General features: G+C 70.1%; 16 protein-coding genes. 13 read left to right on the top strand and 3 right to left on the bottom strand.

The features are described 5' to 3' along the window. Positions 1–5: 5 nt before the first annotated feature. Positions 6–782, bottom strand: a complete 777-nt coding sequence (locus KME78_RS46935) for a sugar phosphate isomerase/epimerase family protein (protein ID WP_219536452.1) — start codon at positions 780–782, stop codon at positions 6–8. A 280-nt stretch (positions 783–1,062) separates the two neighbouring features. Between KME78_RS46935 and KME78_RS46930 the strand changes: the two genes are divergently transcribed. The 8 genes from KME78_RS46930 to KME78_RS46895 all read left to right on the top strand — a co-directional run bounded on the left by KME78_RS46930 (position 1,063) and on the right by KME78_RS46895 (position 9,315). Then, a complete protein-coding gene (locus KME78_RS46930) occupies positions 1,063–2,517 on the top strand; it encodes an ABC transporter substrate-binding protein (protein WP_219536451.1) in 1,455 nt (484 codons plus the stop codon). Between the two features lie 76 nt (positions 2,518–2,593). Next, positions 2,594–3,598, top strand: a complete 1,005-nt coding sequence (locus KME78_RS46925) for a carbohydrate ABC transporter permease (protein WP_219536450.1) — start codon at positions 2,594–2,596, stop codon at positions 3,596–3,598. Then, on the top strand, positions 3,598–4,452 hold the full coding sequence (locus tag KME78_RS46920; protein WP_219536449.1) for a carbohydrate ABC transporter permease: 855 nt from the start codon (positions 3,598–3,600) through the stop codon (positions 4,450–4,452). The genes KME78_RS46925 and KME78_RS46920 overlap by 1 nt, the downstream gene beginning before the upstream one ends. A gap of 8 nt (positions 4,453–4,460) precedes the next feature. Further along, positions 4,461–5,615, top strand: a complete 1,155-nt coding sequence (locus tag KME78_RS46915) for a hypothetical protein (protein ID WP_219536448.1) — start codon at positions 4,461–4,463, stop codon at positions 5,613–5,615. Further along, a complete protein-coding gene (locus KME78_RS46910; RefSeq protein ID WP_219536447.1) occupies positions 5,609–6,595 on the top strand; it encodes a hydroxyacid dehydrogenase in 987 nt (328 codons plus the stop codon). Before KME78_RS46915 ends, KME78_RS46910 begins: the two co-directional genes overlap by 7 nt. Next, on the top strand, positions 6,592–7,560 hold the full coding sequence (locus KME78_RS46905; protein WP_219536446.1) for a D-2-hydroxyacid dehydrogenase: 969 nt from the start codon (positions 6,592–6,594) through the stop codon (positions 7,558–7,560). The genes KME78_RS46910 and KME78_RS46905 overlap by 4 nt, the downstream gene beginning before the upstream one ends. Positions 7,561–7,575: 15 nt before the next feature. Then, a complete protein-coding gene (locus tag KME78_RS46900) occupies positions 7,576–8,703 on the top strand; it encodes a mandelate racemase/muconate lactonizing enzyme family protein (RefSeq protein WP_219536445.1) in 1,128 nt (375 codons plus the stop codon). Between the two features lie 54 nt (positions 8,704–8,757). Then, complete coding sequence (locus KME78_RS46895) at positions 8,758–9,315, top strand: DinB family protein (protein WP_246653435.1); 558 nt, start codon at positions 8,758–8,760, stop codon at positions 9,313–9,315. A gap of 66 nt (positions 9,316–9,381) precedes the next feature. On the opposite strand, the gene KME78_RS46890 is transcribed toward KME78_RS46895, so the two are convergent. Next, positions 9,382–9,855 carry a carboxymuconolactone decarboxylase family protein gene (locus KME78_RS46890; RefSeq protein WP_219536444.1) on the bottom strand — a complete coding sequence of 158 codons (474 nt, stop codon included), beginning with the start codon at positions 9,853–9,855 and terminating at the stop codon, positions 9,382–9,384. A gap of 223 nt (positions 9,856–10,078) precedes the next feature. On the opposite strand from KME78_RS46890, the gene KME78_RS46885 reads away from it, so the two are divergent. Next, the gene (locus tag KME78_RS46885; RefSeq protein ID WP_219536443.1) at positions 10,079–10,606 is read left to right on the top strand and encodes a SigE family RNA polymerase sigma factor; all 528 of its coding nucleotides are present in this window, start codon (positions 10,079–10,081) and stop codon (positions 10,604–10,606) included. Continuing rightward, on the top strand, positions 10,603–11,685 hold the full coding sequence (locus KME78_RS46880; RefSeq protein ID WP_219536442.1) for an ABC transporter substrate-binding protein: 1,083 nt from the start codon (positions 10,603–10,605) through the stop codon (positions 11,683–11,685). Before KME78_RS46885 ends, KME78_RS46880 begins: the two co-directional genes overlap by 4 nt. Before the next feature lie 241 nt (positions 11,686–11,926). Here the strand turns inward: KME78_RS46880 and KME78_RS46875 are convergent, their stop codons facing one another. Next, positions 11,927–12,637, bottom strand: a complete 711-nt coding sequence (locus KME78_RS46875; protein ID WP_219536441.1) for a DUF4386 domain-containing protein — start codon at positions 12,635–12,637, stop codon at positions 11,927–11,929. Positions 12,638–12,845: 208 nt separating this feature from the next. Between KME78_RS46875 and KME78_RS46870 the strand changes: the two genes are divergently transcribed. Genes KME78_RS46870 through KME78_RS46860 form a run of 3 tightly spaced genes read left to right on the top strand, consistent with a single transcriptional unit; the run spans position 12,846 to position 17,724 of the window. After that, positions 12,846–14,810, top strand: a complete 1,965-nt coding sequence (locus tag KME78_RS46870; RefSeq protein ID WP_219536440.1) for a S9 family peptidase — start codon at positions 12,846–12,848, stop codon at positions 14,808–14,810. Continuing rightward, positions 14,774–16,084, top strand: coding sequence for a serine hydrolase domain-containing protein (locus tag KME78_RS46865; protein WP_308127402.1), 1,311 nt, complete (start codon positions 14,774–14,776; stop codon positions 16,082–16,084). The genes KME78_RS46870 and KME78_RS46865 overlap by 37 nt, the downstream gene beginning before the upstream one ends. Positions 16,085–16,140: 56 nt before the next feature. Next, positions 16,141–17,724 carry a PucR family transcriptional regulator gene (locus tag KME78_RS46860; protein ID WP_219536439.1) on the top strand — a complete coding sequence of 528 codons (1,584 nt, stop codon included), beginning with the start codon at positions 16,141–16,143 and terminating at the stop codon, positions 17,722–17,724. The last annotated feature ends 64 nt before the right edge of the window (positions 17,725–17,788 follow it).

Genomic DNA, 17,788 nt, shown 5'->3' with positions numbered 1-17,788 from the left:
GCCCGTCAGCCGAGCAGCTCGCGCAGATGATCCAGATCTCTCCGTACGGCCGCCACCGGGTCGGCCGCCGGGTAGTGGACGTGCAGCGACAGCAGCCCGGTGTAGTCGCGTGCGCGCAACCCGGAGATGATCTCCGGCCAGCGGACCACGCCCCCGTCCGCGAACGGTTGCCACTCGCACACCCAGCCGTCCGCGGTGGACCGCCAGACGGCGTTCTTCACTCCCATGCAGACCATCCGATCGCCCAGCAGATCGAAGTTGAGCGCCCATGCCTCGCTGCCCTCCTTGACCTGGTTGCCGGGGTCGGCGTAGACGCGCACGTCGGTGAGGTCGCCCGCGAGTGCGAGGGCGAGCGCGGCGGATGGGTGGATCGTACCCTGATGCAACTGGAGCGCCAGCCGCACGCCGTGCCGGGCGGCGAGGTCGGCCAGGCGGGCCAGCGCGGCCTTGGACTCCTCCAGCCCGCGGCCATACCCGACGGCGGGGTCGTAGCGGTAGAAACCCGTCCGCATGAGGGGGACACCGCTCTCGCCGCAGGCCGCGATGATCCGTTCGGCGTCGGGGCCGGCGTCGAGCAGGTCGGTGGTGACGATGTCGAGGGTGAGCCCGCGGCGCTCGAGCTCCTTGGCGACGACCGCGATGCCGCCGGGGTCGGCGGGGCTGACCGTCTGCCCCTCGCGTACGAGGAGGTCCGCCCCCTCGGCGCCGACCGAGGCCACGGCCTCGGCCAGCGGGGCCGCGTCGATGGGGCCGAAGGGCTTGGTGAAGGCGAGCAGACGCACACGTACTCCTGAAGTGAGAAAGCGCTTGTTGAACTTCTTCCAAGGCGCCGATCGCGGCAACCTTCTGCGGCCTCCCTGGTGGGATTATCCCTGGATAACGGGCATTGGGGGGCCATGGAAGTCGTCGATCGGCAGACCTTCACAAGTGAGCATCGACCTGAAATCGCTTTCTCACAAGCCTTGTATCAGGTTATGAGGCGGGTTACCCTCGGACCCACCCTCGGGTAAGCGCTTACCCGCCGCCTGAACCCCCCTGACCTCCGCCTCCTTTGGAGGGTCCATGAATTCTCATCGGCGTTGGACCGCCGCGATGATCGCCGTATCCATGGCGTCACTGCTCGTGACGGCATGCGGCACCTCAAGCAACGGGAGCGGAGGTGGCTCGCAGACCAAGCTGCAGATCTGGGACTTCTCCGCCGAACAGGTGAACTTCCACAAGGACATCGCCAAGCAGTTCACCAAGGAACATCCCAACATCACGATCGAGTGGCGCTCGATCACCCAGAACGACTACATGCAGACCCTGCCGCTGGCCTTCCAGAGCAACCAGGCGCCGGACATGTTCTACTGGAACGCGACCGGGCTGTCGCAGTTGCTGGACCAGAAGTGGATCCGCCCGCTCAACCCGAGCGGGACCGTTGCCGCCGACTTCACCAAGCGCTGGCCGGACGGGTCCTTCCTGGAAGGCATCAACGTGCAGGACGGGAAGACGTACGGCTTCCCGTTCTCGGAGAACCTGTACTGGGGCCCCGGCTACATGTTCCTCAACAAGCAGGTCTTCCAGGAGGCCGGGCTGGACGTCAACAATCCGCCCAAGACCTGGACCGACCTCAAGAACACCTGCGCGCAGATCAAGGCCAAGACCAAGGCGCAGTGCATCGGCGCCCCCACCAAGGGCGTGGACATGCAGCGGCCCTGGTTCGGGCTGATGGGCAGCGTCTCGACGGACGAGTTCTTCGACTACAAGACGGGCAAGTTCGACCTGACCGAGGCCCCGCAGGTCAAGACCTTCGCCTTCCTCCAGGAGCTCAAGAAGCTCGGGTACCTGGCGCCGGGCACCAACGACAAGAACTTCTCCCGCCAGCAGTTCGCCGCCGGGCAGTCCGGCATCTTCTTCGACGGCACCTGGGTGCCGAGCGTGTGGGCCAGCCAGGGCTTCAGCAGCGACAAGTACGTGGTGGCGCCGCGGGTCGACCCCGACGAGGGGCGGACCGGCGCGGCCGGCCGCAAGTACGACGGCAACAAGTACTGGGTCAGCTCGCAGACCAAGCATCCCAATGAAATGTGGACGTTCATCCAGTGGATGACCGACCCCAACGGCTACTTCGTCAAGCAGTACTACAAGAGCGCCTTCGGCACGCTGGCCTACGTCGACAACCAGAAGATGGTCACCGACCCGGCGCTCAAGCAGATCATGCAGATCGCCGCGCAGCCGGGCTACCGCGTCCAGCTTCCCGTGCCGCTGCTCAAGTGCCCCGACATCGCCAAGTCCAAGGCGTACGTCAACGCGCTGGCCAAGAACCCCGACGGGGAGTGGGCGGCCATGGGTGAGGCGCTGACCAGCGGCCAGTCGCTGGCGACCACGGGCGCCGCCATCGTCCAGCAGCGGCAGGCCGCCCTGGAGGAAGGGCTCAAACAGGAGGCGGCCAGCGGCCTGAAGGTGTCGATGGACTGCTACACCTTCTCCGACTGGGACTACACCAAGGACTACACCTCGGACAAGTACCCCAACTGACCGGACGGCGCCGCCGGCCACGCGCGCCGGCGGCGCCCTCTTCTCCTTTTCGTGAAGCTCCCTCGTGAGGACATCCATGACAACCACCGCTCCCGCCCCCGGCAGGGAGAGGGTGACGGACAGGGACCGGTCGCCCGCCAAACGCGAGCCCGAACGCGCCGATCACTCCCGCGAGCGCGTCCGCGGCCTCGACAGGGTCTGGCTGCTCGTCTTCCTGGCCCCCTTCCTCCTGCTCTACCTCGGCTTCACCATCTGGCCGCTGGTCGCGACCATCTATTACTCCTTCTTCGACTGGTCGGGCATCGGCCCGATCGACCAGTTCGTCGGGGCCGGCAACTACGGCTCGATCCTGGTCGATCCGCTGTTCTGGCTCTCGGTGGTCAACACCCTGATCTTCGCCCTGCTGACGACCGCCATCAAGCTGCCGATCTCGCTGCTGGCGGCGATCCTGCTCACCCGCAAGTGGCTGCGTGGCAAGCGGTTCTTCCGGACCATGTTCTTCGCGCCGCTCATCATCCCCGTGGCCATGGCGGGCCTGGTCTTCACGTACCTGCTCAACCCGTCCAACGGCGCGCTGAACGCGATCCTGCGCGACCTCGGTCTGGTCGACGAGGGGTTCGACGTGTTCGCCAACCGGTGGAGCGCGCTGCTCGTGCTGGTGCTCGTCTCCGTCTGGCAGATCTTCGGCCAGTACATGATCTACTGGATCGCGGCGCTGCAGAACGTGCCCGAGGAGGTCTACGAGGCGGCCGCCATCGACGGCGCGAGCGAGTGGAAGAAGCTCACCCGCATCACCCTGCCGATGATCAGGCCGGTCGCCGTGATCATCACCCTGCTCGGCCTCGTGAACGCCATGCATGTCTTCGGCCTGGTCGTCACGCTCACCGCGGGCGGGCCCGGCACCAGCACCTACATGGTGTCCTACTTCATCTACCAGAACGCCTTCGGCGCGGTGCCGTTCGCCTACGGTTACGCCTCGGCCGCGGCGCTGCTGTTCTCCGTCATCGCCTTCGTCCTGGTCTCCGCCCAGGGTGTCGCGGTCCGCCGGGCCCAGCGGCTCAGGAAGGAGTACGGCGTCTGATGGAGACGATCACCAAACCCCCCAGGCGTAGCCATGCCGTGCGGGCCAACCTCATCGCCCTGCCGATCCTGCTGGTCGTCGGGCTCGTGTGGATCTATCCCTTCCTGTGGACGATCTCGGCCGCGTTCAAGACCCAGGCCGGGATGTTCACCAGCGGCGCGAGCCTCGTGCCCGACCAGCTGAACTTCGACAACTTCGTCCGGGCCTGGGTCAACGCCGGGTTCTCCGGATACTTCTTCAACACGGTGCTCTACTCGGCCGCCTCGACCCTCGTCGAGCTGGTCAAGGCCGCCCTGTGCGGCTACGTACTGGCCAGGTACGAGTTCCCCGGCCGCACCCTGCTCTACCGGATGATCGTGGGGACGCTGTTCATCCCGGTCGCCTCGATCATCGTGCCGCAGTTCGTGCTGATCGAGCAGCTCGGCCTGCTGAACACCCGGGCCGGGGTCATCCTGGCCATGTCCGGCGGCGCCGGCGCCCTCTACGTGCTGCTGTTCGTCGGGTTCTTCTCCAGTGTCCCGACCGATCTGTTCGAGGCGGCCAAGCTCGACGGGGCCGGCTTCCTCAAGACGTTCCGGCTCATCATCCCGCTGGCCAAACCGGTCATCGCGGTGGTGGTCATCTTCCAGTTCATCAGTAGCTGGAACGAGTTCAACATCCCGCTGGTGTTCACCCTCGGCCAGCCCGACCTGCAGAACCTCGCCGTCGGGATGCTGTCCTTCCAGGGCGAGCACGCCACCGACTGGACCGGATTCGCCGCCGGGATGACGATCTCGTTCCTGCCGATGCTGATGATCTTCCTGTTCTTCCAGAACTACTTCACGCGCGGCCTGGCCGGCGCCACGAAAGGATGACGTCCCCTTTGAGGCACGGCGCGTTCGCCTACACCTGGGACATCGTCGGCGACCCCGCGGGGGCCGAGCGCATCGCCGACCTCGGCGTGAGCACGGTGACCCTGCAGGCCGCCTACCACTCGGTCCGGGCCACCACCCCGTGGCATCCGCGCCACCGCATCGTGCGGGCCGACCACGCGGCTGCCTACTTCCGGCTGCGCCCCGAGCGCTGGAGCGGGCGGCTCCGGCCGTACCCGCCGAGCTGGGGGGTGCCCGACGAGGACAGGTTCGGCACGGCGCTGGCCGCGCTGGCCGGGGCCGGGCTGCGGACCGAGGCCTGGATGGTGCTCACGCACTCCTCGGTGCTGGGCCGCGAAGCGCCCGACCTGACCGTCACGAACGCCTACGGCGAGAGCTTCCCCCACGCGCTCTGCCCCGCCCAGCCCGCCGTGCACGACTACGCGCTCACCCTCGTGCGCGAGGTCTGTGAGCAGTACGACGTGCCCGCCCTGATGCTGGAGGCGTGCGGCTGGCTGGGCATGGAGCACGCCGGCAACCACGAGAAGACCTCCGGCGCCTCCCTGTCCGCCTGCGGCAGGGCGCTGCTGTCCCTCTGCCTCTGCCCGGCCTGCCGGGCCGGGCTGACCGGGCGTGGCCTGGACGTCGAGGAGCTGGCGCGCGACGTGCGCACCGCCGTGGACGGAGAGCTTCAGCGGGACGTCCGGGCCGGGACGAGTCTGGACGAAGCACTCGGCCGCGAGCGCGCCCAGGCCCTGTACGCGCACCGCGGCCAGGTCATCGCCGACCTGGTCCGCGCCGTGGCGGCGCTGGCCGGCGGCCGTGAGCTGCTGCTCATGGCCACCGACGACCCGCAGGTCACCGGCCCCGACGTGGGCGTCGACCTGGCCGGCTTCGACGCGCCGGTCGACGCCTACGTGCTCAAGTGCTGGGGCCAGGAGGAGGCGGCCCTGTCCCAGATGAAGGCCGCGGCGAGCCGCACCGCGACCCCCCTCGTCGCCAACCTCACCGTGCTGGAAGACGGCCACGCCCGGACCCCGGTCCTGGCCGCCGACCTCATCGCCGCGGGCGCGCGGCAGCTACGTTACTACCACGCCGGGCTCGGCTCGCCAGCCCGCCTGGCCAGTGTGCGAGCGGCGGCTCGCTTGAAGGAGAAACAATGCTGAACGGCCTGTACGTGATGGACCCGAACCGTTTTGACGACGTCTACGGCCCGGAGGCCCGGGCCGCGATCGAGCGGCATTTGGTCATCGACTCGCCCCTCCTCACCCGCGACCAGATCACCCCAGATGTGCTGGCCGGCCTGGACGTGCTGGTGACCGGGTGGGGGGCGCCCAAGCTGGACGCCGAGTTCCTCGCCGCCGCGCCCAAACTGTCCTTGGTGCTGTACGGGGCGGGCTCCATCAAGCCGATGGTCACCCCGGAGATGTGGGCCAGGGGAGTGCGCGTCACCTCGGCGGCCACCGCCAACGCCGAGCCGGTCGCCGAGTTCGCGCTCTCGCAGATCCTGTACGCGCTCAAGCATGGCTGGCGCTACGTGCTGGCCGCGCGCGCCGCCGCCGCGTCCGCCCCGCGCGGACCCGAGCTCGGAGCCTATGGCGCGACGGTCGGCCTGGTCTCGCTCGGCGCCACGGGCCGGGCCACGGCGCGGCTGCTCTCCCACCACAAGCTCGACGTGCAGGCCTACGACCCGTACGCCGACCCGGCGCAGGCCGAGCGACTCGGGGTGCGCCTCGTCGGCCTCGAGGAGCTGTTCGCCACGTCCGACGTGGTCAGCCTGCACTCGCCGCTCACCCCGGAGACCGAGCGCCTGGTCGGCACCGAACTGCTGGAGTCGATGAAGCACGACGCCACACTGATCAACTCGGCGCGTGGCGGCCTCGTCGACGAGGCCGCGCTCGTGGACGTGCTGAGCCGGCGGACCGACCTGTTCGCCGTCCTCGACGTCACCGACCCGGAACCGCCCGTCGACGGGTCGCCGCTGTTCACGATGCCCAACATCGTCGTCACCCCGCACGTGGCGGGCAGCCTGGGTCACGAGCGGCGCCGCCACGGGGAGACCATGGCCGACGAGCTCGCCCGCTACGTCGCGGAGGAGCCGCTGCTGTACGAGATCACCGAGTCCGGCCTGGCGAGAAGGGCGTGAGCACCACCCTGGTGCTGCTCCCGCCGCACGATCCGGCCACCGAGGAGTGGCCGAATCGGCTGGAGGAGGCGGTGCCGGAGCTCGTCGTGCTCCAGCCGCGGACCCGCGAGGAGGCGGCGCACGCGCTGGCGGAGGCCGACGCCGCCTACGGCACCCTGCCCGCGGACCTGCTCGCGCACGCCGGGCGGCTGCGCTGGCTGCAGGCCCCGCAGGCCGGGCCGCCTCCGGGGTTCTACCATTCGGCCCTGATCGCGCACCCCGTGCAGGTCACCAACATGCGGGACACCTACACCGACCACGTGGCCGCGCACACCATGGCGCTGGTGCTCGCGCTGGCCAGGGGCCTGCCCAGGTACGCCCGCGAACAGGCCCGCGCGCACTGGGCACCCGACTGGGATCCCCGCTCGGTGCTCGCCCTGGGCGAGGCGACCGCCCTGGTCGTGGGGGTGGGCGCGATCGGGGCCGAGGTCGGCAGGCTGCTGGCGGCGTTCGGCACCAGGGTGGTGGGCGTGGACGCCCGGCGCGGCGGCCCCGTGCCGGGCTACGCCGAGGTGCTGCCGGCCGACGCCCTCGACCGGCTGCTTCCCAGGGCGGACCTGGTCATCCTGACGGTGCCGCACACCCCCGCCACCGAGGGCATGCTGGACGCGCGGAGGCTGGCGCTCATCAAGCCCGGGGCCTACTTCGTCAACATCGGCCGCGGGCCCACCGTCCGGCTCGACGACCTCGACGCCGCCCTGTCCACGGGGCACCTGGCCGGCGCGGCCCTGGACGTCGCCGAGACCGAACCGCTTCCCGCCGACCACCCGCTCTGGGCACGTCCCAACGTGCTCATCACCCCGCACGTGGGCGGCGTGGGGCCGCACGCGGACGAGCGACGCTTCGCCGTCCTGCTGGAGAACGCCCGGCGCTTCGTGAGCGGGCGAGAACTGATCAATCTGGTTGACAAGTCCGAATGGTACTGAAGGGGTTCGTGTCACGTGAACCGGATAGCACAGGTCGAGACCTTCACCGTGGGCCTGCCCTCGCTGCGTGACTTCGCCGTCGCGGGCGGGTCCGTCGTCCAGGGCGGCCGCCCGGCCGTCAGGGTCCTGGTGAAGGTCACGGCCGAGGACGGCGCCTTCGGGTGGGGTGAGGCCACCCCGATCCCTTCCTGGACGTACGAGACCACCGAGTCCATCGTCTCCACCATCGAGGGCTACCTGACCCCGGCGGCGGTCGGCCGGCCGCTGTGGGACCTGGACGGGCTCTGCCGCACCTTCGACCGCACCATCAGCAAGGGCTTCTCGATCGGCATGCCGCTGGCGCGCGCGGCGGTCGACGTGGCCTGCCACGACGCCTTCGCCCGCAGCCTGGGCGTGTCCCTCGGCGAGTTGTGGGGCCGGCGCAGGCGCGACACCATCGAGCTGGCCTGGATCGTGGCGGGTGCGTCGGCATCCGAGGCCGCGGACTCGGTGGCCGAGGGCCGTGCGCACGGCTACCGCCACGTCAAGGTCAAGCTCGGCCTGCACACCGAGGACGAGGACGTCGCCATCGTGGAGGCCGTGCGCGCCGCCGCCCCCGACGCCGTGCTCTGGGTGGACGCCAACCAGGGCTACACGGCCGCCGCCGCGCTCCGGGTGGCCAGGCGCCTGGCCGGCCTGAACGTCGCCGTCTTCGAGCAGCCGGTGCCGTCCAACGACATCGCCGGCCTGCGCCGCCTGCGTGCCGACAGCCCCATCACGGTGGCCGTGGACGAGAGCCTGCGCCATCCGAGCGATCTGGCGACGTTCGTCCGGCTCGACGCCATCGACGTCGCCGTCGCCAAGGTGCAGCGCTGCGGCGGGCTGACCCTGGCGCTGCGCCAGTGCCAGCTCGCCGAGGACAGCGGCCTGGCGATCATGGGCTCCGGCCTCACCGAGTCCGACATCGGGCTGGCCGCCTCGCTCCACCTGTTCGCCGCGTTCGGCGTGGACACGCCCGTGGACCTCAACGGCCGGCAGTTCATCACGAGCCCGTACGCCACTGACCCGGTCATCACCATTACCGACGGCGTCGCCCACGTGCCCACCGGCCCCGGCCTGGGGATCGGCGTGGACGAGAAGGTGGTCCGCGCGCTCGCTCTCTGACAGCGCCTGAAAACTCGCTTGCACGGCGGGCCACCGCTCAGCATAGTGATCACGATGAGCGACATGCCCGAGCGGTGGAGCAAGGCCAGTGTCTACCCCGACATGTGGGCGGATCCCGACGAGGATCCCCGCAACCTCGACGGAGTCAGCCCGGACGGTGAGCTGGCGACGCTGCAGGACTACCTGCGGAACTATCGGCTGACCCTGCGGCTGAAATGCCAGGGGTTGAATCCGGAGGAGCTGGCGCGGCGGTCGGTGCCACCGTCGACCATGTCCTTGCTGGGTCTGGTCCGCCATCTTGCCGAGGTGGAGCGAGACTGGCGCAACTGGGTTGCCCCAGGGGACCCGGCACCGAAGCTGTACGGACCGGGCGGTGACTTCGACGGAGCCGTCGCGGAGCAGGCGGTGGTCGACGGCGCATTCGCCGATCTCGCTCGCGAACAGGCGGCATTCGACGCGGTGCTGGCCGACTATCCGGATATGGGCGCACGGGTGGGTAAAGACGACATCGCCGTCCGGGAGCTGTGGGTTCACATGATCGAGGAGTACGCCCGCCACTGCGGGCACGCGGATCTGCTGCGCGAATGCATCGATGGCCGGGTAGGGCAATAGGCACTGCTCACACTAGGCCGGGTCGCCCGGGGGATCGCACCCCCGGGCTTCCCCAGTAGCCGCCGATCAGCTGAACATGCCCGGCTCGTAGGAGCCGCCCTGGGTGCGCACGATCACGCCGAGCCGGTTGGCCGCGTTGATCATGGCGACCAGGTAGACCAGCGCGGCGATCTGGTCCTCGTCGTAGTGCTTGCGCACCTGGGCCCAGGTCTCGTCGGACACGCCGAGGTAGGCGTCGGCGAGCCGGGTGCCCTCCTCGCCGAGCGCCAGCGCGGCCCGCTCGGCCTCGGTGAACACGGTGGACTCGCGCCAGGCGGCGACCAGGTTGAGCCGGACCGCGGTCTCCCCGGCGGCCGCGGCGTCCTTGGAGTGGTAGTCGACGCAGAAGCCGCAGCCGTTGATCTGGCTGACCCGCAGCATCACCAGGTCCTGGGTGGCTTTGGGCAGCGTCGACTGCTCGATCGCCAGGCTGACGTTGTAGAACCGCTTGCCGATCTTGGCACCGAGCTCGCTGGCGTTCAGGTTCATCCGAGGTTCCATGACTTCGTCCTCACTCGTGGAGCTGTATGCCGCGGATCGTTCGCGCGGCGTTCCGACGACCATGAAGATGCCGACGACCCGCGCCTTGTGACAGCGCGGGGATGTGACCTGCGCCACGTCCGCGAAATCGTTGGACAACGCGCATACCCCTGAGCCGACCTCAGGAGTGCCAACCTTTCGCCGCGCCCACAGCGTCTGGGGGGTATCGACATGAGGAGAGACGTTGGATCGCGATGCCAGTTTCCAGGCGTTCGTGGATGCTCACCAACGCCCGTTGATGCGCCTGGCCTACCTACTCACCGGAGAGGTCCACCTCGCAGAGGACCTCGTACAGAGTGTGCTGGTCCGCATGATCGGGCGCTGGGCGAAATTAGGCCACGTAGACAACCTCGATGCGTACGCGCGCAAGACCATGGTGAACCAGTACATCTCGTGGCGGCGGCGCCGTGGTTCCAGCGAGGTGCCGAGCGCCGAGCCGCCCGATCGCGCCTACTCGTCCGAGGACTCCGCCGTCCTGCGGATCGTCCTGCGTCAGGCGCTCATGCGGCTGACGCCCAAGCAGCGCGCGGTAGTCGTCCTGCGCTTCTACGAGGATCGGACCGAACGTGACGTCGCCGACCTGATGGGCTGCTCCGTCGGCACCGTGAAGAGCCAGGCGCACCACGCCCTGGCCCGCCTGCGTGCACTGGCGCCAGAACTGGCGCCGAAACTGCCCGTTCTGGACGCCCATAGTGAGGAGGCACGCCGATGACCTGGCTCGGAGAGCAACTCGGCCGCATCGCGGACGACATGCCGGAGCGCGACCTGGCCGCCAGGGCGATCGAGACCCATCAGCGCAGGCGGCGCAACCTCATGGCGCTCACCGCAGCCGTGGTGGTCGTGATCACCGTGCTCGCCGCCACCATCGGGGTACGGGCACTGCCCGCGGAGCCGCGCGCCGCCGCCCGCCCGTCCAGCCCGCCCGAGCAGTCCGACATCGTGGTCGGCGTGCTGCCGACCGTGGAGTCGGCGCCCGTGTTCGTGGCAGTGAGCAAGGGCTATTTCAAGGAGGAAGGGCTGACGGTGCAGCCGAGGATCATCACCGGCCCGGCGGCCGCGGCGACCCAGATCGCAAGCGGGAGGCTGGATCTGGCGCAGACCGAGTACGCCACAGCCTTCAGCATGAACGAGATGGGCCTGGAAGAGTTCAAGATCGTCTCTAGCCTGTACCAGGCCGCGCAGGGAAGCTTCGCGGTCGTCGTGGACTCGAGGTCGAAGATCAGGACGGCGGCCGAACTCAAACGCAAGAAGATCGCGGTCTCGGACCGCAAGGGGCTCGGGTCGTTGATGTTGGCAGCCATACTGAAGCGGGCCGGACTCAGCTGGAGGGACGTCTCGCTGACCGAGGTGCCCTCTGCCAATATGCTCGTCGCGGTGGCCAAGGGGCAGGTTGACGCTGCCCTGATGGCCGAACCGTTCCTCACTTTCGGCCGCGAGAAAGGGCTCACGCGGATTGTGGAGGACGCGATGACCCACGAGTTCGCGAACCTGTACACCGCGGGCATCATGACCTCCGACAAATGGATTCGCGGACACCCTCGCACGCTGGCGGCCTTCCAGCGCGCGCTGGCCAAGGCGCAGCGCCTGATCGCGAGCGACCCTCAGCAGGTGCGCGATGTTCTGCCGGGCTACACGAAGATCCCCAAAGCAAGGGTGGCAGACGTTGCGTTCGGCTCCTATCCCGCCAAGCTGGACCTGACAGAGCTCCAGCGGGTCGCCGATCTGGCCCTCGCCTACGAGGCGATCACGCGCCCGGTAGACCTCAGGAACGTCGTGGTGAAGGGCGGGTGAGCCCGGCGGCACGACTCGCCGTTTAGGCGGCCGGCCCGCCGAAGTCGCGGGCCGGCCGCTGCCAGTTCATCGAAGGATCAGAACGGCCAGCCGATGTCGTAGACGGAGTACATCGGGCACCTCCTTCCGCCTGTCGCTCTCTGCCGACGACACCAGCATCCAGCCAGGTAGAACCCTTGATCAGCAACGATCTAGATCACGTAGCGATGAGCGACAGGTTCGCGATCGGGAGCGGTGAGGGTCAGGCCGCGGCAGGGACCGGGCCATCCTGCCGCGGGGTCCGCACGCCCTTCACCAGTAGCCAGATAAGCATCACGATCTCCGCGACGCCGGCCGGCGTGACGACGAACGGGCTCAGAGCCGCTCCCAGATCCGGTGCCAGGAAGAGCGCGAACGCGTCCACGAGATAGCCGCCGCATCCGGCGACGAGGAGGACTCCCAGCGTGCGCGGGAACATGCGTGACCGGTGGACGAGATAGCCCAGCGGCAGCAGCCACAGGCCGAAGAAGATCTGCGCGATGAGGTAGCCGTAGTGATGGAGGTCGAACATGAGCAGCACCAGCGCGTCGGACCCCTGAGGGCTGAGGGCGCTCGCGTACGGGGCCTCGGTGGCGACGAGCAGCGCCGCGAGTTGATGAACCATGTTGAGGCAGGTGATGGCCACGGCGACGGCCACGAAGATCACCATCGTGCGGGCCACGTCCTTGTTCACGTGCCTGAGGAGCAGGTACAGCGCCATGGCCACGAACAGGAAGAACGGGGCCTGCACGAGATCGGCCACGAAGCCGACGCGGACCAGGCCGGCGTTCGCCACCGTGTTGTGCGCGGTGGTGGTGGCGTCGCCGGGCACGTAGACCTTGGCGCGCACATAGAGGTGAGCGAAGCCGCCGAAGATGGCGACGATCAGATAGAACAGCCCGGCGATCCTGGCGAGGCGCTGGGGTGGGCGCATGACTTCTCCCTGATTTCGCCCGAAGGCTCGGATGTAAAGAAAAGCAGACACGGAGGAATGTAAAACAAAGCAGACATGATGTCAACGATTCTTACCTCACGCCCAGGCGGGCGGACGACGTGGGCTTTGGTCTTCCGCACAACAGGAGGGGTGGCGTTCGTCGGATGTGCCGAAGATGCCGTGGCCTGGTCCGGCCTACGGTTCGGTCATGCCACGCCTCGTCCTCGACGACCTCTACCGCATCGCGGTCCCATCCGACCCGAGGCTGCGCCCCGATGGCGGCGCCGTCGCCTACACGCTCACCACCGCCGACCGTGACTCCGACGAGAACCGGGCCGAGATCTGGCTCGCCGTCCCCGGTGCCGAGCCGCGCCGCCTCGCCGCCGGCAGCGCGCCGCGCTGGTCGCCCGACGGCCGGCTGCTGGCCTTTCTGCGCCCTGTCGATGGGTGTGCCCAGATCCATCTGCTGCCGATGGAGGGGGGTGAGCCGCGCCTGCTCAACTCGGCGCCGCTCGGTGCCGGTGCGCCCGTGTGGTCGCCCGACGGGACCCGCATCGCGTACGCGGGCCCGTACGGCGAGCTCGACCCGAACGCGCCGGTCGTCGCCGACACCCTGGTGTACAAGGCCGACGGCACCGGGCTGTTGCGCGGCCTGACCACACACCTCTTCGTGGCGGACGTGGCGACGGGCGAAACCGTCCAGGTGACCGAGGGCGGGTTCCACGCCGGGGAGCCGTCGTGGTCGCCGGACGGGCGGCGGCTGGCGTTCGTGGCGAGCATGGCGCCCGACCGGGACCTGGTGGTGGAGAGCGCGGTGTACGCGGTCGACGCCACCGGCCCGGCACCGGGCAAGCCGGAGCGGCTCACCGATCCAGGCGTCGTCTGCGCCGGCGCGTGGTGGCACGGCGACCGCGACGGCGGCCCGGAGAGCGGCAGTGGCCGGGAGAGCGACGGTGGCCGTGACCGGCTGATGGTGGCCGGACTGCGCGAGGCCATCGGTCACACCCGCCTGTACGCGCTGCACCCCGGCGGGCTCGACGAGGTGGTGACCGGGCTCGACCGCAACGTCATGATCGGCGCCCCCGGCTACCCCGGCGCCGTCCCCGCGATGCTGGGCGACGACCTGCTGTTCTGCGCCCGCGACCAAGGCCGCACCCACCTGTACCGCCTGCCGGTCGGCCGGCCCACGGTCGGACTCACCGGCGGGCTCACCGGCGAGCCGACGGCCGGGCCGACGGCCGAGCCCGCCGAGAAGATCGTCGGCGGCGACTTCACGGTGTCCGGCATGTCGGCGGCCGCGGGCCGCATCGCCTGGATCGCCTCCTCCCCGGCCGGCGCGGGCGATGTCTACCTCGACGGCGAGCCCCTCACCCAGTACGCCCTCCCGGACGTCGACCTGTTCACCCCGCGCCCCCGCACCTTCACCGCCCCCGACGGCACCACCATCGAGGGCTTCGTGCTGCGCGACGAGAGGCGTACCGGCCCCGGCCCGCTGCTGCTCGACGTGCACGGCGGCCCGCACAACGCGTGGTCGCCCGCCTTCGACGGCGCCCACCTCTACCACCAGCGGCTCGCCGCCGACGGCTGGACCGTCCTGCTGGTCAACCCGCGCGCCAGCGACGGCTACGGCGAGGACTTCTTCACCGCCACGGTCGGCGCGTGGGGGCTGGCCGACGAGCAGGACTTCCTCGCGGCCGTAGACGACCTGGTGGCGGACGGCGTCGCCGACCCTGATCGGCTGGCCGTCGCCGGTTACAGCTACGGTGGCTACATGGCGTGCTGGCTGTCGACCAGGACGGACAGGTTCAAGGCGGCGATCCCCGGCGGCTGCGTGAGCGACCTCGCCAGCATGGCCGGCACGTCCGACCTCGGGTCGCTGATCAAGGCGTACGAGTGCCGGGGCGACCTCCGGGCCCAGTCGCCGATCACCCAGGTGGCCCGCGTCACGACCCCCACCCTCCTCCTGCACGGCGACGCCGACGACCGCTGCCCCGTGGGCCAGGCCGAGCAGTGGTTCGCCGCGCTGCGCGAGCAGGGCGTACCCGTGCGGCTCGTGCGTTATCCGGCCGCCTCACACCTGTTCCTCCTCAACGGACGCCCCTCACACCGGTACGACCTCAACGAAAGGATCATCACGTGGCTGGAGCAATGGGTCACCGGCTCGCCGAGCTGATCGCCGAGCACGAGGTGCCGGGGGCCGCGCTGGCCTACCTGCACCGGGGCGAGGTGCACGAGTTCGCCGCGGGGACGCTCAACAAGGACACCGGCGTCGAGGCGACTCCCGACTCGCTGTTCCAGATCGGCTCCGTCACCAAGGTGTGGACCGCGACCCTGCTCATGCGGCAGGTCGAACGCGGCCGGCTGACGCTCGACACGCCGGTGGCCGAGGTGCTGCCCGAGTTCAGGGTGGCCGATCCGGAGGTCACCAAGGCCGTCACGGTCAGGCACCTGCTCTCCCACACCAGCGGCATCGACGGCGACCTGTTCCTCGACACCGGCCGCGGCGACGACTGCGTGGAGAAGTACGTCGAGGCCTGCGCCGACCTGGCCCAGAACCACCCGCTCGGCGCCACCCAGTCCTACTGCAACTCCGGCTTCACCATCGCCGGCCGGATCCTGGAGAAGCTCGAGGGCAAGCGCTGGGACGACGTGCTGCGCGAGCAGATCGTCGAACCGCTCGGCCTCACCCACACCTGGACCCTGCCGGAGGACGTGCTGCGCTTCCGCGCCGCCATGGGCCACATGGACGGCGGGACCGCCCCCGTCTGGGGTCTCATGCGCTCGGCCGGGCCCGCCGGGCTCATCTGCGCGCGCCCCGCCGACGTGGTCGCCTTCGCCCGAGCCCACCTCGAAGGCGGCCTCCTGGACGACCCGCGCGCCCTGTGGGAGCCGCAGATCGACATCCCCAACCCGTACGCGCTGGGCAAGCAGTGGGGCCTCGGCTGGATCCTCGACGAGTGGGACGGTCACCAGGTCATCTCCCACGGCGGCAACACCATCGGCCAGCACGCCATGCTCTGGGCCGTACCGGACACCGGCACGATCGTGTGCGTCACCGCCAACGGCGGCCACAGCGGCGCGTTCACGCGCGCCGTCGCCACCGAGCTGTTCGCCGAGCTCGACGGCCTGACCGTGCCGGCCAGGCTCGGCCCGCCCGCGACGCCCGTCCAGGTCGAGGTGGACGGGTACGCGGGCGTGTACGAGCGGGCCGGGTTCCGCACCACGCTGACCGTCCGCGACGGTGACCTGTGGATGTACGGCGAGGCCACCGGCGCTCTCGCCGCGCTCCAGGAGCCCATGGAGATGAAGTTCATCCCCGTGGACGAGGTGACCTTCGTCGGCCGCCAGGACGGGGACCCCGAGTGGATGTCCGCCGTGTTCTACCGGCTCGCGGACGGCTCGCCGTACATCCATGTGGGAGCGCGCGCCACCCCGAAGATCAGCTGATCATGCGGGCGAGCGGCCGCCCGCGCGCCGATCGGGGACCCGACTACGGTGAGTGGATGAACGACCGCCCACGCGCCAGCCTCGGACGGATCCTGCACGACCTGGGCAGCACCGTGATCGACGTGGCCGCCTCGCCGGGCGACCTCGACGTCGAGGTGACCGGGGTGCACATCTTCGACCCGCTCGACGAGCTGATCGTCCCGCCGGGCGGCATCCTGCTGGCGGTCGGCGTGCACGGCCCGGCGGAGATCCGCGAGCTGCTCACGCGGACTCCGGGAGCGGCCGGCGTGGTGGTCAAACTGCCCGTGGACGTGGACGAGCAGGTACGCGCGGCCGTGCTGGAGACCGGCGTGGCCGTGCTCGGCCTCACCAGGGCGGCCTCCTGGGCCCAGGTCGCCGCCCTGGTGCGCTCCCTGCTGGCCGAGGGCGACCTGGCCGGGCCGGGGGAGGGGCCGCAGGGCGATCTGTTCTCGCTGGCCAACGCCGTCTGCGCGCTGCTCGACGCGCCCGTCACGATCGAGGACAGGTCCTCGCGGGTGCTGGCCTACTCCGAACGGCAGCACGAGGCCGACCCGGGCCGGATCGAGACCGTGCTCGGCCGCCAGGTGCCCGAGCGCTACCAGCGGATGCTCGACGAGCTCGGCTTCTTCAAGCAGCTCTACCAGAGCCGCGAGCCCGTCTACGTCGAACTCCACGACGGCAGCATCAACCGGGTGGCCATCGCCGTGCGGACGGGCGACGAGATCCTCGGCTCCATCTGGGTCGCGGTCCGCGAGCCGCTCACCGCCCAGCGGCAGCGCGCCCTCACCGACGCGGCCAAGATCGTCGCCCTGCAGCTGCTGCGTGAGCGGGCCGGGGCCGACACCCAGCGGTGGCTCCGTGCCGACCTGCTGTCCACCGTGCTCGCGGGCGGCGCCGACGCGCCCGAGGCCGCCGCGCGGCTCGGCATCGCCACCGCCCGGCTGTGCGTGCTCGCCGCCCAGCTCGCGCACGGCGCCGACGACGACCCGGCGCGCGGCGAGAGCGACCGGCAGCGCTTCGCCGACGCGCTCGCGCTGCACGTCGGCGCCATCCACCCCAAGGCGGCCGCCGCGCTCGTCGGCTCGGTGGCCTACGCCGTGCTGCCGCTCCAGGCGGGCGGCGAGGAGGAGACGCGGGCCGTACGCGTCGCCGAGAGCTTCCTGGCCAGGGTCGGGCCTCGGCACTCCGCCAGCATCGGCGTCGGCCGCCTGGCCGCCAGCCTCGCCCAGGTCGCCAGATCCCGCGCGGACGCCGACCGGGCGCTCCGCGTGCTGCTCGCCCGCGGCGCGGCGGGCCAGGTCGCCGGCTACACGGCCGTGCACTTCGAGTCGCTGCTGCTCCAGGTCGCCGACGTGGCGGCCGCGGAGGACCAGGCGCCGACCGGCCCCTACCAGCGGCTGCTCGAACACGACGCCGAGCACGGCAGCGAGCTGGTCGCCACGCTGCGGGCCTACCTCGACGCGTTCGGCGACGTCAACGCCGCCTCGGCGCGGGTCCACGTGCACGCCAACACCTTCAGGTACCGGCTCAAGCGGCTCACCGAGATCAGCGGCCTGGACCTGTCCGACGCCGAAGCCCGGCTCACCGTCATGCTCCAGATGCGCATCTTCGGGCGCTAGCACCATGCCCGCCGCGCTTTTCGTGGCCGGGCACGAAGAACGATCTACGGCCAGCGGCGAGGGT

This window comes from Nonomuraea guangzhouensis (genome assembly GCF_019396345.1).
Taxonomy (GTDB): Bacteria; Actinomycetota; Actinomycetes; order Streptosporangiales; family Streptosporangiaceae; genus Nonomuraea; species Nonomuraea guangzhouensis.
The sequence above is the reverse complement of the archived record's forward strand: the minus strand, read 5'-3'. Positions and strand labels throughout refer to the sequence as shown.

Bases quoted from the DNA above. Each gene is read 5' to 3' on its own strand.
- KME78_RS46930 (WP_219536451.1), top strand. From the start codon at position 1,063: ATGAATTCTCATCGGCGTTGGACCGCCGCGATGATCGCCGTATCCATG.
- KME78_RS46925 (WP_219536450.1), top strand. From the start codon at position 2,594: ATGACAACCACCGCTCCCGCCCCCGGCAGGGAGAGGGTGACGGACAGG.
- KME78_RS46920 (WP_219536449.1), top strand. From the start codon at position 3,598: ATGGAGACGATCACCAAACCCCCCAGGCGTAGCCATGCCGTGCGGGCC.
- KME78_RS46910 (WP_219536447.1), top strand. From the start codon at position 5,609: ATGCTGAACGGCCTGTACGTGATGGACCCGAACCGTTTTGACGACGTC.
- KME78_RS46895 (WP_246653435.1), top strand. From the start codon at position 8,758: ATGAGCGACATGCCCGAGCGGTGGAGCAAGGCCAGTGTCTACCCCGAC.
- KME78_RS46890 (WP_219536444.1), bottom strand. From the start codon at position 9,855: ATGGAACCTCGGATGAACCTGAACGCCAGCGAGCTCGGTGCCAAGATC.
- KME78_RS46880 (WP_219536442.1), top strand. From the start codon at position 10,603: ATGACCTGGCTCGGAGAGCAACTCGGCCGCATCGCGGACGACATGCCG.
- KME78_RS46875 (WP_219536441.1), bottom strand. From the start codon at position 12,637: ATGCGCCCACCCCAGCGCCTCGCCAGGATCGCCGGGCTGTTCTATCTG.
- KME78_RS46870 (WP_219536440.1), top strand. From the start codon at position 12,846: ATGCCACGCCTCGTCCTCGACGACCTCTACCGCATCGCGGTCCCATCC.
- KME78_RS46860 (WP_219536439.1), top strand. From the start codon at position 16,141: ATGAACGACCGCCCACGCGCCAGCCTCGGACGGATCCTGCACGACCTG.